The organism is Haloglomus halophilum (assembly GCF_024298885.1).
GTDB classification, from domain to species: domain Archaea; phylum Halobacteriota; class Halobacteria; order Halobacteriales; family Haloarculaceae; genus Haloglomus; species Haloglomus halophilum.
In genome coordinates this window covers 3,922,827-3,944,234 of the sequence record NZ_CP101166.1, presented here as the reverse complement: position 1 = coordinate 3,944,234, position 21,408 = coordinate 3,922,827, and the positions used below count along the sequence as shown (strand labels likewise).

Here is a 21,408-nt window from a genome sequence, read left to right as displayed (position 1 = left end):
GGCCGAAATCCGTTCACGGACCCGATTCCGAGAGATTTCGACGCTGCGGCCAGAAGATAGTAAAGGTTCGTCAGCGTACGAGGGTGTATGGAGCCCGACAAGGGGCCAGTTCGACGGGACGACGACGAGGCTGCTGCGGGAGCGGCCACCGACGTACGAGCGGCCGTGGACTGGTACTTCGGGGACCTGGTCGACCAGGTGGTGGCCGACTGCGGGGTCTCGCATGAGCAACTGATCCGTGCCCTGGCAAGCATCGAGCAGGAAGCGAGCGCGCGCCGCGACCAGCTCGCCGAACGCGGTCGGGTGGTCTCGACCGCCGGCGCGCCGGGTGAGGTTCTGGCGCTCCCCGTCGGCACGTTACAGGTGCTGACCCGGGCGTGTGACCTGTCCGGCGAGGAGGCGGAGGCGGTCCGGTCGGTCCATCGGCGGATGGCACGCGCGATCGCCAGCCTGCCGGAGGACGACTCCACCGACGCCGTCGTCTTCGCCGCGGAACCGTCCGACCTCCACTGACATCTCCGCCGCCCTGGGTCCCTTGTCCTGTGAACCGTCGGTCGAGCCGTGGCTACGCTGAAGCGAGCCACCGCTGAGGACGCTGGTCGTGACAGGAACAGTGATTGATGACGGGACCGGCGCCGTGGAAGGACGGCCGCCGGTCCCGTGGTCAGCCGCTCACGTCCATCCCGCGGTCAGCCGCGGTTCACGTCCACGTCGTCGTTGTCGCTGATGTTCGCGGTGAGTCGGCCGACGGAATCACGGATCTCCTCGACGTTGGCCTGCTGTTGCTGGTTCATCTCGGCGATGGTCTCGACCTCGTCGGCGACGGTGACGGACTCGTCGGTGGCCTGCTCGACCATGCTGGCGATCTGCTCGGTGCTCGCGGCCTGGTCGTCGGTTGCGTCGGAGACCTCCTGGATGCCGGTGGCGGTCTCCTCGGCGGCTTCGGCGATATCCTCGAGGCTGTCCATCGCGGCCTGGGCCTGGCCGAGCCCCTCGTCGATGACCTCGTTGGTCTCCTCGAGGCTGTCGACGGTCTCGGCGGTCTCGTTCTGGATCTCCGCAACCATCTCCTCGATACGCCCGGCCTGCTCCTGGGCGTCCTGTGCGAGCTGTTTGACCTCGTCGGCGACGACGGCGAAGCCCTCGCCGGCCTCGCCGGCGCGCGCGGCCTCGATGGAGGCGTTCAGTGCGAGCAGGTTCGTCTGGTCGGCGATCTCGTCGATGACCTCCACCACCTCGTCGATCTCGTCGACGTTGGACTGGAGCTGCTCGACGTCCTCCGTGACGTTCTCGGCGGCCTCGTCGACGTCCTCGAGCACGTCGATGGCGTCGGTCGCGGACTCGCGGCCCTCCTCGGCGAGCTCCTCGGCCTCCTCGCTGGTGTCGGCGACGCCCTCGGCCGTGGAGGCGATCTCCTCGACCGTCGCGCTCAGCTGCCCGACCTCGTTGGAGACGTTGCGCATCCGGTCGACCTGCTGGTCGGTGAGGTCGTTGATCTCCTCGACCGTCTCGGTGACATCCGAGGAGAGGTCCCAGAGCTGGTCGACCGGCTGCTCGACCTCCTGGCTGACATCCTCGCTCAGCTGCTGCTGTCTCGCGAGCTGCTCCTCGACCTGTTCGCTGTAGGAATGGATGTACGTGTCCATCGCGACCTGCTGGTCGAGGTTCAGCAGCTTCAGGGCGGACATCGTCCGCTCGACGACCTCGTCGATGGCTTCGGCTGCGGGTTCGCCCGGTACCTCCGGCGCTTCCGTCCCCTCGTCGCTCGCCCCGCCGGACTCGGCAGCCGCCCCGCCGTCGGTCAGGACCAGCCCCTCCTTGACGTCCTCCGCGATGGCACGGATGATGCCCTCGTAGTAGATGTGGTAGGCGCCCATGTACACCTTGGGCCCCAGGTCGAGCATGTCGTGGATCTTCCCGATACGGGCCCGCCGGTCGAAGTACGACTGCCCGTACTGGCCACTCCCGAGGTCCTTCAGGTACTGGCGCTGGGACTGCTTGAGCATCTCGACGCTCTTGGTCGAGCTGCCGATGATCTCACGGGCCTCCTCGTAGCCCGTGAGATGGTCGTAGAAGTCCTCGACGAGGTCCTCGGCGATGCGGTCGAACGTGTCCGACATGGCCTCGAGCTGCTCGGCGTCCGCCGGGTCGAACCCGGTGAACGACTTCCGCCAGTCGATCTCGCGCTCGTCGATGCCGATACTGGCCGACAGGGACGAGCCGTTGACGTCCCGTCGCGTTTCGTCGTCGATCTTGATACCGTCATCCGTCATACACCCGGCTATTTGCCGGGAATTATTAGCAGGGGTCCCCGAATCGAGGCTCGATACCCGCGGTGCCGAGTAACTCTCCGTTCGCAGGTTCCAGAGGAGGCCACCGACTCTCCGTCGGCTTTCCGTCGGCTCTCTCAGCGGTTCGCGACCGGGGGGCGCCACCCGTACTGGTCGGCCACGTACTCGAAGAGGCTCGGGAAGTGCGGGCGGTCCCCAACCTGCGCGTCGGCGAAGGCGGCCTCGTCGACGTCGTCGAAATCGTCCCCCTCGACGACACGGCGGAGGACCTCACGGGTGTCGCCACCGTCGGCGAACGTCTCCGCGAACGCTTCCGGGCTCCCACCCACCTGCTCGGTGAACGTCTCGCTGGCGGCCGCGTACGCGTCGTCCAGCCACGACTCCCGATGGGCGTCGTCGGTGCTCGCGTGATGGTCGACCAGCGAGCCGAACTCGCCGGCACCGAGCTCGTCGGTAGCGACGAGGAACGTCACCAGCCGCTCGGCCCGTACCTGGATGGTCGGGTCCGCCGGGTCGGCGGCCGGTAGCGGGACCGTCTCGACCGCCTCGTGGGTGGTGCTCGGCCCGCTCCGGAGCGTCACCTCGTAGCTCGGGTCGGTGTCCGGGTCCGCCCCGTCGTCCGGTACGTCGTCGGTGCGCGAGACGTACAGCGTGTACTGGAAGCCGCCATGGCGCAGGAGCCGCACCGTCTCGTCCCCCTGGCCGGACGGTTCGACGCCGCGCCAGGAACTGATTCCCAGCGCCGAGAGCGGCGGCGTCGCCGGCGTCGGGTCGACGACCGCGTCCAGCAGCTCCCGATAGCTCCATCCCTCGACACAGGGAATCTCCGCGAGCGAGTGCAGTGCGCGCGACCCGTCACCGCGGAGCGGGGCCGACCGGCCACAGGTCTCACAGAGCACCCGTCGCGCCCCGCGGTCCGACTCCGGACCGAGGCGGAGGGTGTGTTCGCCGCCGGCCGCCGCGGGGATGCGGTCGTTCCGGCAGGGTGCCTCGGAGAGCTCGGCTAGCGCGTCGCGAAGCGTGTACTCGGCCACGACCGTGACGGGCACGGTGCGGCCGCAGCGACCACAGCGGACGAGTCGGTCACGGGCGTGCAGGACCGGCTCGTGGCCCTCGCATGAGTTCTCCAGCTCGAAGTCGGCGAGCGTCGTCTCGGCACCCCCGTGGACTGCCATGCGGGAACACTCCGTGTCCCCACCTAAAACCCGTCACGGGGAAATCGAGGCTCGAAAGCCCCGGCTCGGCGCTCGAAACCGTCCGCGACGCTTTACGAGCGCCGCGTCCATCCCCGGACGATCCGATGGACGCGGACCCCGACCCGCGGACGGTGCGACGGGTGTCGGTCGAGCCGCCGGTCCCGGAGCCGGCCGACTGCGTCCCGTCCTGCGAGCCCATCACGACCCGGGTCTCGCTCTCGGACGGCTGGCTCGCCGTCACCCCGCGGCAGGTCCTCGTCTACCGGACCGACCGCGCGCCGCCGCTCGTGACAATTCCACGGCCGAACGTGACCAGCGTCGCCATCCGGCGCTCGGGTGACGGCCCGGTCGTCCGGTACGCACCTCGCGTCGCGGCGTACGGCGTCGTCGGTATCCTCGTCGGCCTCCTGTTCGGCGCGCTCGTCCCCGCGGCGTCGGTGGATATCCCGCAGGATTCCCCGGCAGCCGGCGCCTTCGGGTTCGTCACGGTGCTGACCGGCGGCCTCCAGCTGCTCGGCGACGCCGCCATCCTGTTCGGTGCCGTCGCGCTCGTCGGGGCGCTCGGTGCCCTCGGCTACCGGCTCGCGACCGGCGGGAACGTGGTCGTCGTCGAGGTCGCGGGCGGCTCCCCCGTGCAGTGTCGAGCCGCTGCCGGCGGCGAGCGGCGTGCTCTCCGACGAATCGAGGACGCACTCGCCGAGCCAGCCGGAACCGGCGCGACGGGGACCACGGATGTCGGCACCGAACGGGAGCCGGGCGGGACCGACTCCGACGCGGACACCAGCGACTGACGCCACCCCGGTACTGGCAGGCGCCGGAGCCCGACGCCGTGGCTACCGCAGTACGCGCCCCGACGTGTCCAGCGCCTCGGAGAGATCCGTGGCTCGCTGCTCGGCCGGCACGATGGGGTCGACGTGCTCGTCGAGCGTGGTGATGTGGTCGAGCGCGATAGCGAGTGCCTCGTGCAGGCTGTCGGTCGTCGCGATCTCGCGACGCTGTGCGGTGCCTGCAGGCCGTGCGTAACAGGTCGCCGGCCCTTCGGGAGCGACCGTGCGCAGGGGGTCGACGACGACCCGGTGCCCGCGCCCCGACAGCTCCAGGACCTCGGTCACGGGCTCCTCGCCGAACTTCGTCACCGTCGTCCGGGCGGTCCAGGCCGTCGGGAGCCACCGCGTGAGTGCCGCGGCGTCGACCACGTCGGCCAGCGTCCGCCGCTCGGACACGGCCTCGAGCGGGGTCGTGTCCGTCGCCGTCTCCGTGTTCCCGTCCCCCCGGGTGCTCCGGTCGGTCCCAGCGCGTCCGTGCGGGCGGTCGCCTCGTGCGTCCGAAGTCCGTCGGTCGGTCTGCACCCGGTCGGCGCCCGAGGTCGGGTCGTCGGTCGATGCCCCCGCCGAATGCTGGTCGTCGGCCCCATCCCCCCACGGGATACGGGCTCCGACAGCGGCCACACGTCGGAACATACCCCCACCTGTCCGTGAGGTAGTAATGCAGTTCTGACAAGACCGTCGAAAGGAGTGCCGTCTCAGGCGGTGAGAACGGTCAGCGCGAGGAGCCCTCCGAGGAGCACCGTCGCCCCGAGCATCAGGCCGATCATCAGCCCGTGGCCCACCGCCCTGTCGTCGAGGGGTCCTGTCATCACCTCCTGCCAGCACTGCTGGCGACAAGAGGGCCCCGTCGGTGTCGAGACGTGAGTCCGGACGAGTGTTAAATAGCGACTGCGACCACCGCCCGCCTATGACAGCGTCGCCAGTCGAACCCCCGCAGCTCCCGCGGGGAGTATGACGCACACCACGGGAGCGCGGCACGCGACCGACGGGCAGCTCCGGGCCGTCGTCGTCGACGATTCGCAGTTCATGCGGACCGTCATCAGCGACATCCTCGAGTCGGGTGGCGTGGAGGTGGTCGCCACGGCCGACGACGGCGCGGCCGCGGTCGAGGCCGTCGTCGAACACGACCCGGATGTCGTGACGATGGACCTGCGGATGCCCGACGTGGACGGCGTCGAGGCCGTCGAGCGGGTGATGGCCCAGCGCCCGACGCCGGTGCTGGTGCTCTCGGCACACGCCGGCTCGGCGGACGGGTCCACCTTCGAGGCACTGGACAGGGGCGCCGTCGACTTCTTCACCAAACCCGGCGGCGAGGTGTCGATGGCGATGCACGACCACGGGGAGCAACTGGTCGAGACCGTCCGGTCGGTCGCGACGGTCGACCCGACCGCGGCCGGCGCGCCCGAGTCCCGGGCCGCGGAGGACAGTGGCGGCGAGGCCGGAGGGCACGGTGCCGACGGCGCGGCGAGCGAGTACGCGGCGGACGCGACGCTCGTCGTCGGCGCCTCCACCGGCGGCCCGCCGGTGGTCGAGGAACTCGTGGCGGGACTCCCGCTCGATGCCGACCTCCGGGTCCTCGTGGTGCAGCACATGCCCGACGCGTTCACGGGTCGGTTCGCCCAGCGGCTCGACGACGCCTCCGACTACGACGTCCGCGAGGCGGCCGACGGCGACCGCATCGGCGGCGGCGAGGCGCTGGTCGCGAAGGGCGACCACCACCTCGTCGTCTCGGGGTTCGGCGGCGGCCGGCTCCGGGTCAAACTCACGCAGGACGAACCGCTGCACGGCGTCCGGCCGGCGGTCGACCGGACGCTCGAATCCGCCGCGGCGACCGTCGACGGGCCGTTGACTGCGGCTATCCTCACCGGCATGGGCGGCGACGGTGCGGCCGGTGTCGAGGCCGTGGCGGCCGCCGGCGGGACCGTCGTGGCACAGGACGAGGCGACCTCGGCGGTGTTCGGGATGCCGAAGCGCGCCATCGAGACCGGCGTCGTCGACGCGGTCCGCCCGGCCGGGGCGGTCGCCGGCGCCATCTGCAACACCTTTCTCCGACCATGAACGACGACCACAGAACCACCTTCGTCTCCGAGGCGAGAGAGCATATCACCGACCTGAACAACGCGCTGCTGGCACTCGAGGACGACCCCACCGACGCGGAGGCCATGGACTCGGTCTTCCGGACGGCCCACACGCTGAAGGGGAACTTCGCGGCGATGGGCTTCACCGACGCGAGCAGCCTCGCCCACGCGCTGGAGGACCTCCTCGACGAGATCCGTGCCGGCGAGATGACCGTCTCCAGCGAGGTGATGGACGTGACCTTCGACGCGGTCGACCGCATCGAGGCGGCCGTCGCGGCCATCGAGGCCGGCGAGGACGAGGAGGTCGACGTGAGCGACACCGTCGAGAGCCTCCGCCGGACGATGGACCACGCCGATGCCGAGGGTGACCGCGAGACGGTCACAGGGGACGAGAGCGACCCCGCGGCCGGGGTGACTGACGACGCCGGGGGAGACGGCGCCCCCGTAGACGGCGCCTCCGGTCCCGGCGACGAGGCTGCCGAGTTCGCCCACGCCGACGCGGTGCCGGCGTTTCCCGGCGCCGACCGCGTGGTCCACGCCCGGGTGACGGTCGACACCGGCGAGATGCCGGGTGTCGAGGCGATGTTCGTGCTGGAGGCACTCGCGGAGGGGTTCGAGGGGTTCGAACTCGCGCCGTCCCGCGAGGCCATCGAGGGCGGCGAGTACAGCGGGGCGTTCGACGTGTTCCTCCCGGACGACGAGCCCGCGGCCCTGGCGGCCGGGCTGGAGACTGTCGGCGCGGTCGACTCCTTCGAGGTGACCACGATCCGCGAGGCGGCGGGCGAGTCCGAGTCGGAAGACGAGCCCCCCGGCGCGGAAGGCGATGCGGGCGCCGGCGCGCCAGCCGGCGAGTCCGAAGCCCTCGATGTCGCCGCGGCGGCGGACGAGTCGCCGGCGGCCACCGACGGCTCCGGGTCCACCCCGGACGCCGGCGATGACGCGGGCGGAGACGCGGCGGCCGGCCGGGATGCCGGGCCGTCGGCCGACGAGATCGCCTCCGTCCGGGTCGACGTGGACCGGCTGGACGAACTCCACGGGCTCGTCGAGCAGCTGGTCACCAACCGCATCAACATCCGGCGGGCCGTCGAGGCCGAGGAGTTCGAGAGCGCGAAGAACAGTATGAGCGACCTCGACAAGGTGACGAGCCGGCTCCAGAACACGGTGATGGACATGCGGCTCATCCCGCTCCGTCGCGTGGTGAGCAAGCTCCCGCGCGTGGTCCGGGACACCGCCCGCGACTCCGGGAAGGAGGTGGACTTCGAGATGTACGGGAAGGATATCGAGCTGGACCGGTCCATCCTCGCGGAGATCGGCGACCCGCTCATCCACATCCTGCGCAACGCCGTCGACCACGGTATCGAGCCGCCTCAGGAGCGCGAGGCCGCCGGCAAGCCGCCCGAGGGACAGGTCGAACTCCGCGCGAAGCGCGAGCGTGACCACGTCACCATCGTCGTCGAGGACGACGGTGCCGGGCTGGACGCCGACCGACTCCGGCGCAAGGCCGTGAGCGAAGGCGTCCTGACCGAGGAGGAAGCGGCCGCGATGCCTGACGACGAGGCCCACGACCTCGTGTTCCACCCCGGGCTCTCGACCAACGAGGAGGTGACCGACCTCAGCGGCCGCGGCGTCGGGATGGACGTGGTCCATCGGACGGTCGAGCAGCTGGACGGCTCCGTGAACGTCGAGTCCATACCCGGCGAGGGGACGACCTTCCGGCTGCAGCTGCCCGTCTCGGTCGCCATCGTCGACGTCCTGTTCGTCGCGGTCGGCGAACAGAGCTACGGCATCCCCATCAAGAACATCGACGAGATAACCCGCGACGACGACATCGAGCAGCTCCACGGCGACGACGTGGTCAGACACGGCGACGACGTGGTCCCCGTCGTCCGGCTCTCGGAGGCCCTCGACACCGGAAACGGCCGCGGCGAACTCGCCGCGGACGGCGGGTCGGCGGCCGGCTCCGGTCCCGATACGGGCGGGTCGGCGACCGGCGGGGCCGGCCGGGACGGCATCGACGGGCTCACCGCCGGACAGGGTCCGATGGACCGGAGCGGAGGGATGCTCGTCCGTATCCGCCCCTCCGAGCGTGAGGTGGCGCTCCGGTGTGACCGGGTACAGGACCAGGAGGAGGTGGTCGTGAAACCGCTCGACGGCGCGTTGAGCGGCATCTCGGAGCTCTCCGGGACCGCCATCCTCGGCGACGGGAACATCATCCCCATCCTGAACGTGAGGGAGCTATGAGCGGCCGGGGGGCCCGCGGCGAGGCCGACGAGTCGGAGGCGGCGAGCGGCAGCCTCGACACCGTCCTCTCGTTCGTGACCGGCGAGATGGCGTTCGACCCCGGCCCGTACAACGACGCCTACCTCGACCGGCGGGTGACCGCGCGCATCCGCCGGACCGACGCCGAGACCTACCGCGAGTACCGCGGCCTCCTCGAGGCCGACGAGGCCGAGCAGACGGCCCTGCTGGACGCGCTCAATATCAACGTCACCCGGTTCTTCCGCAACCCGGACGTGTGGGCGGTCCTCCGCGACGTGCTCGCGGAGCTGACGGCTGCCAACCGGACGGTCCGGTGCTGGAGCGCTCCCTGCGCGGACGGGCGCGAGCCCTACTCGCTGGCGATGCTCGCGCGCGACGACCCCGCCATCGACGCGAATCGACTGGACATCGTCGGCACCGACATCGACGGCGAGGCGCTGGCGGCCGCCCGCCGCGGGACGTACGAGACCACCCGGACCACGGATATCGCCGAGGAACTCGCACCGCTGTCGGACCTCGACGCCCACGTCGACCGCGATGGCGACTCGTTCACCGTCCGCCGGCCGGTCCGGGAGCTGGTCGAGTTCCGCCGCCACGACCTCCTCCGGGAGGACCCGCTGGGCGAGTTCGAACTGGTCCTCTGCCGGAACCTGCTCATCTACATCGACGGGGACCACACGCGGGACATCTTCGACGGTCTCGCCGCGGCCGTCGTCCCCGACGGCTACCTCACCATCGGGAAATCCGAGACGCTCCCCCGCGAGTTCCGCACGTCGTTCGACGCGGTCGAGCGGGGAGCCCACGTCTACCGCCACTGCTGACCATGTCACTGTACCAGCTCGAACGGGAGGCCGACGCCGACACGCTCGTCGAGTACCTCCGCCACGGGTCGCAGGCGGAGGTCAGACGGCGAGCGGCGGCCATCCTCGGCGATATCGAGGACCCCTCACGTGCCCCCGACCCTGGCGACGCCGACGACCTGCTGGGGGCCGAGGCGTCGGACGCGGGCGGTGGCGATGCCGGCGTGACCGACGCGGACGGCGTCGTCGACGCGCTGGTGACCGCGGCGACGGACGACGACGCCCCCGGCGTCCGCGGGGCGGCGGTCGACGCGCTCGACCGGCACGGGCAGGCAGCCATCGAGCGGCTGGTCGGCGAGCTGACCGGCAGCGATATCGGCGGCGACGCGGACTGGGTCACGGCCGAGGCGTTCGCGGAGCTGCTCGACGCCGACCGGCCGGAGCTGCGGATGGCCGCCGCCGTCGGGCTGGGGCAGGTCGGCGACGAACGGGTGACGCCGGCGCTCGTCGACCGGCTCGACGACCCCGACCAGCGGGTCCGGGCCCGGACGGCACGCTCCTGTGGCCGGGTCGGCGACCCCCGTGCCGTCGAGGCGCTGGCCGACCGGACCGACGACGACTCGGCACCGGTCAGGCGCGCGGTCGCGTCGGCCCTCGGGGCCATCGGGACACCACCCGCGCGCCGGGCGCTCGAACCCCTGGTGGCCGACGAGTCCGAGTCCATCCGCCGGACGGCAGTCGACGCGCTCGGTGACTTCGGGAGCGTCGAGCCGGTCGACCCGCTGGTCGACGCGCTCCACGACCCGAGCGAGGGAGTCCGCCGGACGGCCGTCTTCGCGCTCGTGGAGGTGCTGTCGAACGCACCCGCGGCCGAGAGCCACGAGGCCCGGGAGATGGCTGTCGACCGGCTGGAGGACGTGGACCACGGTTCGGCCGTGGGACCGCTGGCGGCAATCCTGACGGAGGCGTCGGGGTCGCCACAGCGCCGCAATGCGGCGTGGCTCCTCGGCCGCGTCGCCAGCGGCACGGGCGGCGGCGAGGCCCAGGCGGCGCTCATCGAAGCCCTCGACGACCGGGACGACCGGACCGCACAGTTCGCGGCGTCCAGCCTCACCAGCCTCGACGGCGCCGGCCTGGAGCGGCGACTGCTCGCGCTGCTGGACGATCCCGGGGCCTCGATGGACGCCCGGGCGCAGGCGCTGTTCGTCCTCGGCAAGGTCGGTGACGAGCGTGCCCGGGAGCGGCTGGGTCGCTTCGTCGACGAGACCGAGGAGGAACGCCTGCGCAAGCGGGCCTTCTCGGCGCTCTCGAAACTCGGTGGTGCGCCGGGGGGTGAGCTGTCGTGAGCAAGACGCCCGAGCGGAAACTGGCCGACACGACCGGCCGCTTCGCCCAGGTCATCGAGGACGGCCGGAAGCTGGGCGACGTGGGCTGGCAGCGCGGCCGCATCGTCCTCTCGACGCGCCGGCTCGTCCTCGCGGGCAACGAGGGCAAGCGGACGGTACCCCTCTCGGGCATCGAGGCCGCACAGGGACGGTTCGACATCAACCAGACCATCGCACAGGTGTCGAACTACGTCAGCGTCCGACAGGGCGACGACGTGTTCCTCGTCTCGCCCGAGGACGCCGCCGCCTTCGAGCGGACGCTGTACGGCGCGATGGTCGACGGCGAGGTCGTCCTCATCCGCCACCCCGCCGTGGAGGGCGGGGTCGTCCGCGACGTGGACTGGCAGAAGGCCCGCGTGAAACTCGAGGAGGAGCGCATCAACCTGGCCACCGAATCCGGCAAACTCGTCGAGATCGAGGTCGACGACACGAGCGCCGTCGAGCGTGACCAGCGGTCCGTCCGGGGGAGCGAGCGGCCCGTCATCGAGGCCTCACACACCGACGATGGAACCAGCGTCGAGACGTACCTCTCGGGCAACCCGCGCCACTGTTCCATCATCGCCTCCGTCCTCGGGAAAGGTGCGGCCCGGAACGAGACGGACCTCGACCTCGACCCTTCCGAGGAGGAGGTCCTGATGGCGCTGTACTCCGGGGTCTCCTCGTTCGACATCCCGGAGTTCGTCGAACTCCCGCCGGACGACGTCGAGGAGATCTTCGACCGACTCATCGACCTCGACGTGCTGGAGGAGGTCCGTATCCGCCGTGAGGTCGCGTTGCGCCCCCGCGGGCGCAACATCGCCAGCGAGTCGATGAACGACCAGTGACTCGCCCGGCTCGATATGATTCTAAACGGGATATATCTGCCGAGTCGGAATAGATGTACTCAGAACCGCTCCCCTACCTCAATATGCCGATTAGAGGTAGAAAAAAGCGAGATTAGTCGAAAATACCTCTGCCGAATCAGGCCACGACCGGAACGCGGCACTCCGTACAGATGTGCTCGCCGTCCGCTGTCTCGAAGACGCTCCGCTCGTCGAACTCCGGCGTTTTGCCGCAGGTGTCACATTCCATCATGGTATCTGGATATTCTCCTGGGCGGATAAATAATTTTCGAGCGGTAAATCGAGAATATTGTGTTATGTTACTATCGGGCATGCTATATTGTACCACGTATCGGGGAGCAGCGTCATGCGGGGTGCGGCCAGCGAACGGCGGCCGGTCGTCGCGGCGTCCGTCGAGCCCGGCTGGGTGGTCGGATGTGGCGTCCGCCGACCCCCCGGTCGGCTCGTCGGAGGTCCTCTCGCCCGAGGTCGTACTCAGACGTTGACATCCTCGATGCGTTCGGTGACCACGACGCGGCCCTCCGGCGTGAGCGAGACGGCGTCCGGGCCGTCGTCGACGAGGCCCTTCTCGCCGAGACCGTTGAGGACGCGCGTGACACGGGCCGCGTCGCCGTCGAGCAGACTGGTGAAGTCGATGTGTCCGCCGGTCGCGTAGATGCCGACCAGCACCTGCTTCTCCGCCTCGGTCAGCTCCACGTCGGCGATGTTCGAGCGGAGCGTGTCGTACTCGACGCGGAGGTAGCGCCCGAGGAGGTTGACCAGTCGCGCCGAGGCGGGCGCCGCGAGCGACGTGACCGCCTCCCCGTCGTCCGTGTGCTGGACGAGGAGCGTCGGGCGCTCGGTGCCGTCCGGCGACCGTTCCGTCCGAGTGAAGTCGATGACCTGCCCGGGGTCGATGCAGAACCCGCCGTCGGGGGTCCGGAAGCGGACGCCGTCGTCGGAGACCTGCATCTTCGCGGGGCTGGCGGTCGCGTCGGTGACCCGGCCGCCGACGCGCGCGGGATGCTTCACGAGTGCATCGCGGCCGGTCACCAGCGCCCGGAAGAGGACGGTCGTGAACCGGTCGATGGTGTCACCGCCGCCCTCGACGACCGCGGTCCGGGTGGCGGAGCCGTCCCGGTAGGCGATGGTGAGCGAGTCGTCGAACAGGGCCCGCATGTCGCTGGGCACCTGCCCGACCACCACGTCGACGACGCTCTCGAGGGGCACCGTCGTCCGCCGGTCGGCTGTGACGAATACGAGCCGCTGGCGGCTCATGACCACCCGGCCCTGCGTCGGCTCCGGCCGTCCCCCGTTCCCCCGTTCGAGTGCGAACCGACCCGTGAAGTCGGCGACTGGTCTCTCTTCTGCCATGGTCAGATACTGAGCAGCATGCTGATGAGCTGTTGTGTCGCGACGGCGGTCCCACAGCCGACCCACGTCAGCAGGACGAAGTGGAGGTAGCCGTTGCCGGGGTGACCGCCGTCGGCGGTCCGGATGGTCAGCGCGGAGACGACCGCGTTGAAGATGATGACACAGAGCAACAGCGCCTGCAGCAGCGGCAGGTTGTAGACGTCCGTGTGGAGCAGCTTCCCGAAGTCCATCCCGCCGGCCGAGGCCGTTCCGATGTCGAACCCGGCCAGGATGCCGACGATCTCCAGCCCGGTGAAGAACGCGAACGATGCGGCCGCGGTGATGCCGTACAGCAGGCCGATGAGCGTCGTCGTGGCCTGGCTGCGCTGCTCGCGGAGCTGGTTGATCTCGTTCATGTTGCGGCTGATGAGTTCACCGAGCTGTTTGGGGTCACCACCCATCTCCCGGCCGATGAGGTACATCTCGCTGAACTTCTGGATGAGGTAGGAGCCGTTCTCGGCGGTGAAGAAGCGCCACGCCTTGCTCGTGTCGATGCGCATGTTGAGCCGCCGGTAGAGGTCGTCGATGGTCCCTGTGAGCGAGCCGAAGTCCTTGTCGCGGAGCGTCGAGAGCACCTTCGAGGTGGTCGCCTGCTTCGCGCTCTCGGTCGCACCCAGCGCCCGGATGAACGACGGGAACTCCTCGTCGCGGTTCCGGATGCGCTTCTCCTCGGCCCGGAACGCGAGCGCGACCCCTAGGAACGGGAGCGTCGGGATGGCGACGTACAGCGGCGTCGGGAGCCAGCCCGGGATGAGCATCCGGAAGACGCCGACACCGACCAGCGCGCCCGCGAAGACGGCCGCCAGCAGCACGAACAGGATACCGCTCACGGCCGTCACCAGCAACAGCTTCCGCTCGGCCTCCGTGTCGACGTCCTCGGCGACGTACCAGACCGGGTCGTACGGGACGACCGCCCGGATGACGAGGAAGAACCCCAGCTGGACGAAGCCGAACATGCTGATGACCGCCGCCACCGTCAGCGTCGGGTCGGTCCCCGTCAGGATGGGGAGGACCACGGCGAAGACCAGGGCGAACGTCATCGAGAGGATCATCGACAGGTAGAGGTCCTTCATCACGTCGAGGTTGTCCAGCGCGGACTCGTAGACGGTCGAGTAGTTCTCTATCATCACGCTCTGCTCGCTGAGGAGGAAATCATCGAGCGCCTGGCCCGCGCCCAGCGTGTAGGCCAGTCGGTCGAACAGGTCCGTCAGCGACTCGCTGGGGACCGACTTCGCCCGGCGGCGGCAGGCGTCGTCGAGGCTCTGGTTCCAGGTGTCGACCAGCTGGACGATGCGGCGGATCTCCTTCGCGAGCTCGCCGTACTCCTCCTCCTCGCCCAGTTTGCGGAACACCTCCATCCGGTCGATGTTCGTCGTCGACAGGACCGTCATGTGCGTGACCATCAGGTGGAACCGGTTCTCCATCTCGATGCGGCGTCGGTCCAGCGCCACCCGGGGATAGGCGACGCCCGCCCCGAGGATGAGGAGGCCGAAGAGGGGGAGCAGGAGCCGGACCAGCAACAGCGTCTCCACCGCAATCGCGGCGACGATGGTGATGAGGAACAGGAACGACGTCGGGAGCAGGACGGCCAGCACGTAGCGCCGGGCCGGCATCTCCATCTCCTCGTAGGCCGTGATGATGCTGCCGAGGAGGTCTGCGGCCTGTGCGCTGCGCTGTCCGACACTCATGGCTAGTTCTGTCTGTGGATGTCGAAGGGAAGCCCCTCCACGCCGTCGCGCTGGAAGTCCGCGATGGTCTCGATGACGTCGTGGTAGTCGAGGATACCCTCCTGGATCATCCGCTCGATGACGCGGGCCCGGAACTGGAGGTCGTCGTAGATCTTCCGGGTGTCCGCGTACCCCAGCAGGCTGGCGATCTGCTCCTCGAGGACGTAGGAGTTGTTCATCCCCTGGAAGACGATCTCGTCGTCGACGGGGTCCCAGTAGAACGCCTGGCGCGTGACGACGCCGTCCATCTCCTTGGAGTAGCCCTCGATCTCCTGGACCGAGGTCACGCGCCGGAGCACGTCGTCGCCCTGCTTGACGCGGTTCTGGAACAGGGCCACGTCGGCGTTGTCGATGAACGTCTCGGGGACGTTGATGGGCTCGCCGGTGAACCGCTGGATCATCGAGACGATGTCGGACGCGTGGAAGGTCAGCATCACGGGGTGGCCCGTCTGGGCGGCCTGGAACGCCATCTGCCCCTCCGCCCCTCTGACCTCCCCGACGACGATGTAGTCCGGGCGCGACCGGAGCGCGGCCGCGACGAGGTCGAACATGTCGACGTCCTGACTGCCCTCACCCTCGCCCTCGCGGGTGAGCAGTTGCTGCCAGGTGTCGTGGGGTGGCAGGACCTCGGCGGTGTCCTCTGCGGTGTATATCTTGTCGTCCCGTGGGATGAACGCCATGATGGAGTTGAGCGTCGTCGTCTTCCCCGAGGCCGTCTCGCCGACGACGAACACGGTCTGTTCGTTCTCCAGGCAGAGCCACAGGTAGGCGGCCAGCTCCGGCGAGAGGGTGCCCCACTTCGTGATCTGGTTGACCGAGAGCGGCACCTCCTCGCCCTGGCGGATGGTGAGCGAGGGGCCCTTCAGCGACACGTCGTCGGAGTAGATGACGTTCAGGCGCGAGCCGTCGGGGAGCGTGGAGTCGACGATGGGGTCCGAGTCGCTCAGCGGGTCGCCGATGCGCTCGCCCATGTTCCGGAGCCAGGTGTCGAACGCCTTGTCCGACTCCCACTCGACGGTCGTCTCCAGCATCCCGTAGGTGCCGTGGTCGACGTAACACCCCTCCGGCCCGATGACGTGGATGTCCTCGTTCGCAGGGTCGCGCATCACCGGCTCGAGCGGGCCCAGCCCGACGATGTCGCGGTTGAGCCGGTAGCGGATGTTCTCGTAGGTGGAGCGCGAGACCTCCTGGACCGAGGGGTCGAAGCGGAACTTGATCTGTTCGAGGAGGCTGTCCGGGCCACCGTCCTCCTCGACCTGCGTGGTCTCGGAGAGCAGTTCCTCGATGCGGTCGCCGTACTCGGACTCGTTCTCCGGCGCCGGCTTGCTGACGCTCCGGCGCAGCAGTTCGTCCTTGATGTCCGCGTACACCTCTCGCTCCGCGCCAGAGAGCGTCGGCTCGATGGCGTAGTACTTCGTGTCCCGGCCGAGGTCGCCGTAGATGTGGCAGTAGATGGGGCCGCCGACCGAGTAGAGCACGTTGGGCCGGTGCGTCTCGTACTCGCCGGACGGCTCGTCGATGAGGAGTGGGAACTCGCCGGTGATCTGTTTGAACTTCTTGAGATGCTCGCGCAGGTGGGGCCTGCGGGCGGCCTCCTCGCGCAGCTCGTCCGTGGGCCGAGCGGTTCCCAGTTCCGTCATGCGATGGAGCGGTTCTCGATGACGATTCCGGTGCCCGACCGGACACTGTACCCGACCGAGTCACCCACCTGTTCCCCCATGCCGGCGAACCGCTTGACCGCGATCTGCCGGCGCACGTCGTTGCCGACCTCTATCATCTCCAGTTCGAAGAAGACGTCCGCGATGGCCCGGAACGGGCCGATCGCCTCCTGGTCTACCGTGGACGGGTCGACCGTCAGCACGATGACCTTCCCGCTGGAGATGATGTTCCGGAAGAAGGAGATGATCTCGAGGGCGGCCTGGCGCTCCTCGTTCTGTCGGATGAGCGCCTCGAACGTGGGGTCGTTCCGGAGGATGGCGTCGAAGGTGTCGATGATGACGACCTCGGGTTCCCACATCGTCTCGGCCTCCATCAGGCTCGAGAGGAGGTCCATCCGCTCGTTCTCGGCGTCACCGCCGCCCGACAGCACGCCCCCCGTGTCGATGTCGGCGTGGAGGAAGAGGAGGTCCTCGTTCAGGAGGTGGTCGACCACGCCGTACTCCAGGGAGTGCATCTGGTCGATGAACCCGCCGATGGTCAGCTCCGTCGAGAGGTAGGTGACGCTCGTCCCCGTCTCACAGAACCCGTAGGCGAGCCGCTGTGAGAGCGCGCTCTTGCCGGCACCGTAGTCGCCCTCGACGAGGACGATGCTCCCCCTCGGGATACCGCCGCCCAGTTCCTTGTTCAGCCGGTCGTGGTCACTCAGCCCGAGCGAGAGCAGGTTCCGTTCGGCGTTGGTGCCTGGCATCTTACTGGTCGGTGGGGTCGTCGGTCGATTCGGGGGTCGGTGCCTCGGCCCCGGCCCGCTCGACACCGCGGCGGCCACCCGGCGGCGGCCCGTCGTCGGTCCCCCGGGCCCGGGTCAGCCGTCCCTCGGGTGCTGGGTCGTGGGCCTCCCCGGTATCGGTCGCCCCCGACTCCGGCGGGTGCTGCCAGGCCGGTTCCCGGCCGTCGTCGGTTGCGGGGTCCGTCCCGCTGTCGGTCGGGTCCGTTCCACCGTCGGTCGCCGGCCCACCGGCCGCCTCCGCGGCGGGCGCGGCGCGTGCAGCCGAGTCGTGACCGTTGCCCGCCAGCCAGTCCGGGCGAGGCGAACGCGCGTCCGGCGCTGGGGCACGGGCGGCATCCCCCTCGTCCAGCCGGTCCATCACGTCCATGCCCATCGAGGCGCTGGAGAGCCGGCTGACGTAGCGCAGGCTCGTCCGGTGGCACTGCACGCTGAGCGGCGAGCGGGCCTCGACGGTCTCCGGGTCCGGAAGACCCTCGGCGGTGGCCTCGCCGAAGCCACCGAGATACGTCTGCAGGTCCTCGGCGGCGGCCTCGCCGAGCCAGCCGATGGACTCGTAGTAGGCGATGGTCCGGGCCGCACCGTCGACACCTCCCTGGTCGACCAGGAACTCGAGCCACTCCATCACGACCACGTCGCTGGCGTAGCCGTCCGGGAGCGAATCGAGATGGGGGCGACGGCCGTCCGAGGGGCCACTCGCCGCCGCGTCCGTGGTCGTGGCCCCCGCATCGTCGGCCGCGTCCTCGTCCAGCCCGTCGGTGCCGAACGTCTCGTCCGCGTCCGGAGCGTCCCCGCCGAGAGCATCATCGAGAGCCCCGTCCGTCCCGTCACCGTCCATCCCGGCCGGTCCCGAGTCCGGGGCGTCCAGCGCCTCCCCGGCGTCGGCCTCCTCACCCTGCCAGTCCGCGTCGCCGGCGTCGTACTCGGCCTTCAGCTCCTCGAACGACTTCCCCTCGTCGTCGGTGTCGCCGCCGTCACCGAGGTCGTCGCCGCTGTCGTCGAACTCGTCCATGCCACCGTCGAGGGCGTCCGCATCATCGTCGAAGTCGTCCATGCCACCGTCGAGGGCGTCCGCATCATCGTCGAAGTCGTCCATGCCACCGTCGAGGGCGTCCGCATCATCGTCGAAGTCGTCCATGCCACCGTCGAGGGCGTCCGCATCATCGTCGAAGTCGTCCATGCCGCCACCGAACTCGTCGCCCCCCTCGTCGAAGTCGCCCATGCCGTCGTCGAACTCGTCCTCGCCGAGGTCCTCGTCGAAGAAGTCCTCGGCGTCGGCGCCAGCGACATCCTCGTCGAGTGCTTCCTCGTCCCCGTCGCCGTCGTCGCCCCCGAACAGGCTGGCGCCACCGCCGGCGGCGCCACCGCCTCCGCCGCCGTCGAAGGCGTCGCCCAGGTCGTCCTCGTTGACGAACGGGTTGACGCCGCGGGTGACCATCTCGTACACCTCCAGTAGCTTCCGGATGTTCTCCTCGATGTCGTCGACGGACTCGCTGATCTGCTCGTTCTCGCTCTTGACCGTGTTCACCGTCGAGGAGAGGGAGCCGACCTCGTTCTCCAGCTCGTCCATCCGGTTCTCGAGTTCGGCGTTCCCGGCGCCGCCGGCACCGCCGTCGTCCTCCTCCATGTCGCCGAAGGTCATGTCGTCGTCCCCGTCGAGGAGGTCGTCGCCGCCGTCGTCGAGGAGCGGGTCGGTCGCCTCCTCGGGTTCCTCGTCCGCGGTGTCCTCCTCGTCGCCGCCACCGAACAACCCCATCAGTGACCACCTCCCGGAACGGTCACGTCGTCGGTCACCGGACTCGCCGCGGTCGGCGTGGCGGACGCCGGCCGGCCGGTCGCCGTCGGGCCCCGCTCGTGTCCGAAGGGGGCTCGTGCTGAGGTCTCGCGGGTGAGAGGCATGGGTTGGTACCACTTGTCCGGCACCCTCCTATTACGTCAGGCCCACTTCGAGCCCCGGAACGAGGGACAGGTTGAAGTTACCCGGGCAGCCCCGCCGCCGTGCCCGGGGAGGACTACAGGACGGTCCGTTCGCCGTCGGTACGCTCGACGGTCAGCTCGCCGGTGGCCGTGTCGAAGCGCATCGACCGGCCGTGGTCGCCGCCGACCTCCCGGCCGACGATGTCGATACCGGCCTCGTCGAGGACCTCCTCCGCGGCCGCCACGTTCCGCTGGCCGATGGAGCCGCCGGCGTCGTCGTTCCAGCCGAACTCGACGACTGCGGCGCCGCCGACCACGCGGGCGACGAGGCGCCGCCGGTCCGCCCCGATGTCGACGAGGTCGTCGACCAGCCGCTCGACGCCGGAATCGACGTACCGCTCCCGGCGGCGCGTCTCGTCCTCGCGGAACGGGAGCATGGGGTGGAGCAGTCCACCCACGCCGGCCTCCGGGTCGTGGAGCGCGATACCGAGACAGGACCCCAGGCCGCTGGTCCGGAGGCAGCCGCCGGCCGAAACGCCGCTATCGGCCACCGAGACCGAGAGATCCGCTGCGCCGGGAGCGTCGTCACTCGCCGGCACCGACATCAGAACACCTCGCTCGGGTCGGCCTCCAGCTGGTCCGCTCGCTCGACCAGCAGCGCGTCCAGCGCGGCGGTCAGCTCCGCCTCGTTCGGCAGGGCGAACAGCTCACACCGGAACGCCCGGTCGTCGGCCGTCTCGATGGTCGAGTCCAGCAGGAACGCGTGTTCCTGGCTCTCGGCCATCCGGCCGACGACGGGACTCAGGATGGACGACCCCATGTCCGCCACGAACTGCGGCGGGGAGTGCTGGATCTCGGATTCGAGGACGTTCGCCCAGCCGTCGATGAAGCCGCTGGTCATGATGTTGCAGAGCTCCTCCAGCGCGCTCTGTTCCATCTCGCCCCAGCCGTCCTCGCTCCCGCCGGGCATCATCGCGTCCACCACTGCCCGGGCCGAGGGCTGGTCGAACAGGATGACCAGGTAGCCGCCGATGGAGCCCTCGTACTGGAGGACCGTTCCGACGTAACGTTCGTCGCCGACCTGTGCCGGGACGTCCTCGATGGGGACGAAGCTCATCCGGTTGACCTCGAGGTCGGCGTCGATGCCGGTCATGGTGCTGATGTTGCCGGCGGCGTTGGCGCTCCCGGCGGCGGTCATCTCGTTGAACACCTCCAGTTTCTCGAAGTCGATGCCGCTGTCGGCGGCCGGCTCCATCGCCTCGGCCATCGTCGCCCGCTCGGGCATCAGGCAGATGCGGAAGTCCACGGCCTCGTCGACCGCCTGCACCCGGCTCCGGAACATCATCAGCTGCTCACCGCTGGCGACGTTCGTCGGGAGCACCTCCTCGCCGGACCCCTCGACGTACGTCGGCGGGCTCATGTCGATACCCGTGTCGAGGTGGTCGGCCCAGCCGTCGATGAAGCCGCTCATCATGATGTTGCCCACCTCCTCGACGGCGCTGCGCTCCATCGTTCCGTCCGGTGCCAGCACGTCCGTGATGGCTTCCCGGGCCTGGTTATCGAACGCCATCACCGTCTCGCCCGAGAACGCGCCGCCCAGCGCGATGCGGACGCCGGCGAACTCCCGACCGACGAACTCGTAGCGCAGGTCCGCCGCGGACGCCAGCGAGACGTTGGTCACGTCGACCCGGGTCTGGATGCCCGTCAGCTGCGAGAGCGACGCGGCCGCCGACTCCGCCCCGTCACGCGCCAACTCGTTGTACGTCTCCAGGGCGTCGATGTCGATCTGCATCAGCCGGTGACCTTCTGTATCTCCTGGAGCACGCTCGGCTTCTGGAAGGGTTTCTTGATGTAGCCGCTCGCTCCGGCCTTGATTGCGCTCTTCATCTTCTCCTCCTGCCCGACGCTCGTGCACATGATGACGTTCGCGGCGGGGTCGCCCGACGTGATCTCGTCGGTCGCCTCGATGCCGTTCCGGATGGGCATCGTGATGTCCATCATCACGAGGTCCGGCTCGGATTCCTGGTACAGTTCCACCGCTTCGACGCCGTTCTCGGCCTCGCCGACGACGTCGTGGTCCTCCTCGAGGATCTCCCGAAGGAGGTCACGCATGAAGTCCGAGTCGTCGACGATCAGTACGTCCAGCTCCATACTCCACGACAGGACGGATACCCCCGTTAACGTCCGGCAGCCCTCGGCGACCGAAACGCGGACCAGACTTTTTACGCCACCCGACCGGCCGGGTCACCTT

18 protein-coding genes are annotated in these 21,408 nt (G+C 69.6%); 7 read left to right on the top strand and 11 right to left on the bottom strand.

From position 1 onward, the window contains the following. Positions 1 to 87: 87 nt before the first annotated feature. Entirely contained in the window at positions 88 to 513 is a 426-nt protein-coding gene (locus NL114_RS19155; RefSeq protein ID WP_254822518.1) for a DUF8048 family protein, read from the top strand. A 176-nt stretch (positions 514 to 689) separates the two neighbouring features. On the opposite strand, the gene NL114_RS19150 is transcribed toward NL114_RS19155, so the two are convergent. Continuing rightward, a complete protein-coding gene (locus tag NL114_RS19150; RefSeq protein ID WP_254822517.1) occupies positions 690 to 2,273 on the bottom strand; it encodes a globin-coupled sensor protein in 1,584 nt (527 codons plus the stop codon). 134 nt (positions 2,274 to 2,407) lie between these two features. Next, on the bottom strand, positions 2,408 to 3,466 hold the full coding sequence (locus NL114_RS19145; RefSeq protein ID WP_254822516.1) for a hypothetical protein: 1,059 nt from the start codon (positions 3,464 to 3,466) through the stop codon (positions 2,408 to 2,410). A 125-nt stretch (positions 3,467 to 3,591) separates the two neighbouring features. Here NL114_RS19145 and NL114_RS19140 point away from each other — a divergent pair, with 125 nt between their 5' ends. Beyond that, positions 3,592 to 4,278 carry a hypothetical protein gene (locus NL114_RS19140; RefSeq protein WP_254822515.1) on the top strand — a complete coding sequence of 229 codons (687 nt, stop codon included), beginning with the start codon at positions 3,592 to 3,594 and terminating at the stop codon, positions 4,276 to 4,278. Between the two features lie 42 nt (positions 4,279 to 4,320). Here NL114_RS19140 and NL114_RS19135 read toward each other — a convergent pair whose 3' ends face one another. Then, positions 4,321 to 4,947 carry a hypothetical protein gene (locus NL114_RS19135; protein ID WP_254822514.1) on the bottom strand — a complete coding sequence of 209 codons (627 nt, stop codon included), beginning with the start codon at positions 4,945 to 4,947 and terminating at the stop codon, positions 4,321 to 4,323. Positions 4,948 to 5,265: 318 nt separating this feature from the next. Between NL114_RS19135 and cheB the strand changes: the two genes are divergently transcribed. From cheB to NL114_RS19110, 5 genes are read left to right on the top strand one after another with little or no spacing between them, the layout of a single operon-like run. Then, positions 5,266 to 6,372 (top strand): chemotaxis-specific protein-glutamate methyltransferase CheB, encoded by a 1,107-nt coding sequence (cheB, locus tag NL114_RS19130; protein ID WP_254822513.1) that lies wholly within the window; start codon positions 5,266 to 5,268, stop codon positions 6,370 to 6,372. Continuing rightward, complete coding sequence (locus NL114_RS19125) at positions 6,369 to 8,633, top strand: chemotaxis protein CheA (protein ID WP_254822512.1); 2,265 nt, start codon at positions 6,369 to 6,371, stop codon at positions 8,631 to 8,633. The genes cheB and NL114_RS19125 overlap by 4 nt, the downstream gene beginning before the upstream one ends. Beyond that, positions 8,630 to 9,472 (top strand): CheR family methyltransferase, encoded by an 843-nt coding sequence (locus NL114_RS19120; RefSeq protein ID WP_254822511.1) that lies wholly within the window; start codon positions 8,630 to 8,632, stop codon positions 9,470 to 9,472. The genes NL114_RS19125 and NL114_RS19120 overlap by 4 nt, the downstream gene beginning before the upstream one ends. 2 nt (positions 9,473 to 9,474) lie before the next feature. Beyond that, the gene (locus tag NL114_RS19115) at positions 9,475 to 10,797 is read left to right on the top strand and encodes a HEAT repeat domain-containing protein (protein ID WP_254822510.1); all 1,323 of its coding nucleotides are present in this window, start codon (positions 9,475 to 9,477) and stop codon (positions 10,795 to 10,797) included. Further along, positions 10,794 to 11,660 (top strand): CheF family chemotaxis protein, encoded by an 867-nt coding sequence (locus NL114_RS19110; RefSeq protein WP_254822509.1) that lies wholly within the window; start codon positions 10,794 to 10,796, stop codon positions 11,658 to 11,660. Before NL114_RS19115 ends, NL114_RS19110 begins: the two co-directional genes overlap by 4 nt. A 492-nt stretch (positions 11,661 to 12,152) precedes the next feature. On the opposite strand, the gene NL114_RS19105 is transcribed toward NL114_RS19110, so the two are convergent. From NL114_RS19105 to cheY, 8 genes are all read right to left on the bottom strand, one after another. After that, positions 12,153 to 13,031 carry a CheF family chemotaxis protein gene (locus NL114_RS19105; protein WP_254822508.1) on the bottom strand — a complete coding sequence of 293 codons (879 nt, stop codon included), beginning with the start codon at positions 13,029 to 13,031 and terminating at the stop codon, positions 12,153 to 12,155. Positions 13,032 to 13,033: 2 nt separating this feature from the next. Next, positions 13,034 to 14,758, bottom strand: coding sequence for an archaellar assembly protein ArlJ/FlaJ (arlJ, locus tag NL114_RS19100; RefSeq protein WP_254822507.1), 1,725 nt, complete (start codon positions 14,756 to 14,758; stop codon positions 13,034 to 13,036). 2 nt (positions 14,759 to 14,760) lie between these two features. After that, positions 14,761 to 16,437: an archaellum flagellar ATPase motor FlaI gene (gene flaI, locus NL114_RS19095; protein ID WP_254822506.1), complete on the bottom strand. Its 1,677-nt coding sequence runs from the start codon at positions 16,435 to 16,437 to the stop codon at positions 14,761 to 14,763. Continuing rightward, on the bottom strand, positions 16,434 to 17,204 hold the full coding sequence (arlH, locus tag NL114_RS19090) for an archaellum protein ArlH (protein ID WP_254822505.1): 771 nt from the start codon (positions 17,202 to 17,204) through the stop codon (positions 16,434 to 16,436). Before arlH ends, flaI begins: the two co-directional genes overlap by 4 nt. A gap of 1 nt (position 17,205) precedes the next feature. After that, entirely contained in the window at positions 17,206 to 18,996 is a 1,791-nt protein-coding gene (locus NL114_RS19085) for a FlaD/FlaE family flagellar protein (RefSeq protein ID WP_254822504.1), read from the bottom strand. Positions 18,997 to 19,252: 256 nt separating this feature from the next. After that, a complete protein-coding gene (locus tag NL114_RS19080) occupies positions 19,253 to 19,762 on the bottom strand; it encodes a chemotaxis protein CheD (RefSeq protein ID WP_254822503.1) in 510 nt (169 codons plus the stop codon). Beyond that, complete coding sequence (locus NL114_RS19075; RefSeq protein ID WP_254822502.1) at positions 19,762 to 20,949, bottom strand: chemotaxis protein CheC; 1,188 nt, start codon at positions 20,947 to 20,949, stop codon at positions 19,762 to 19,764. Before NL114_RS19075 ends, NL114_RS19080 begins: the two co-directional genes overlap by 1 nt. Next, positions 20,949 to 21,308, bottom strand: coding sequence for a chemotaxis protein CheY (cheY, locus tag NL114_RS19070; RefSeq protein WP_254822501.1), 360 nt, complete (start codon positions 21,306 to 21,308; stop codon positions 20,949 to 20,951). Before cheY ends, NL114_RS19075 begins: the two co-directional genes overlap by 1 nt. Positions 21,309 to 21,408: the final 100 nt, after the last annotated feature.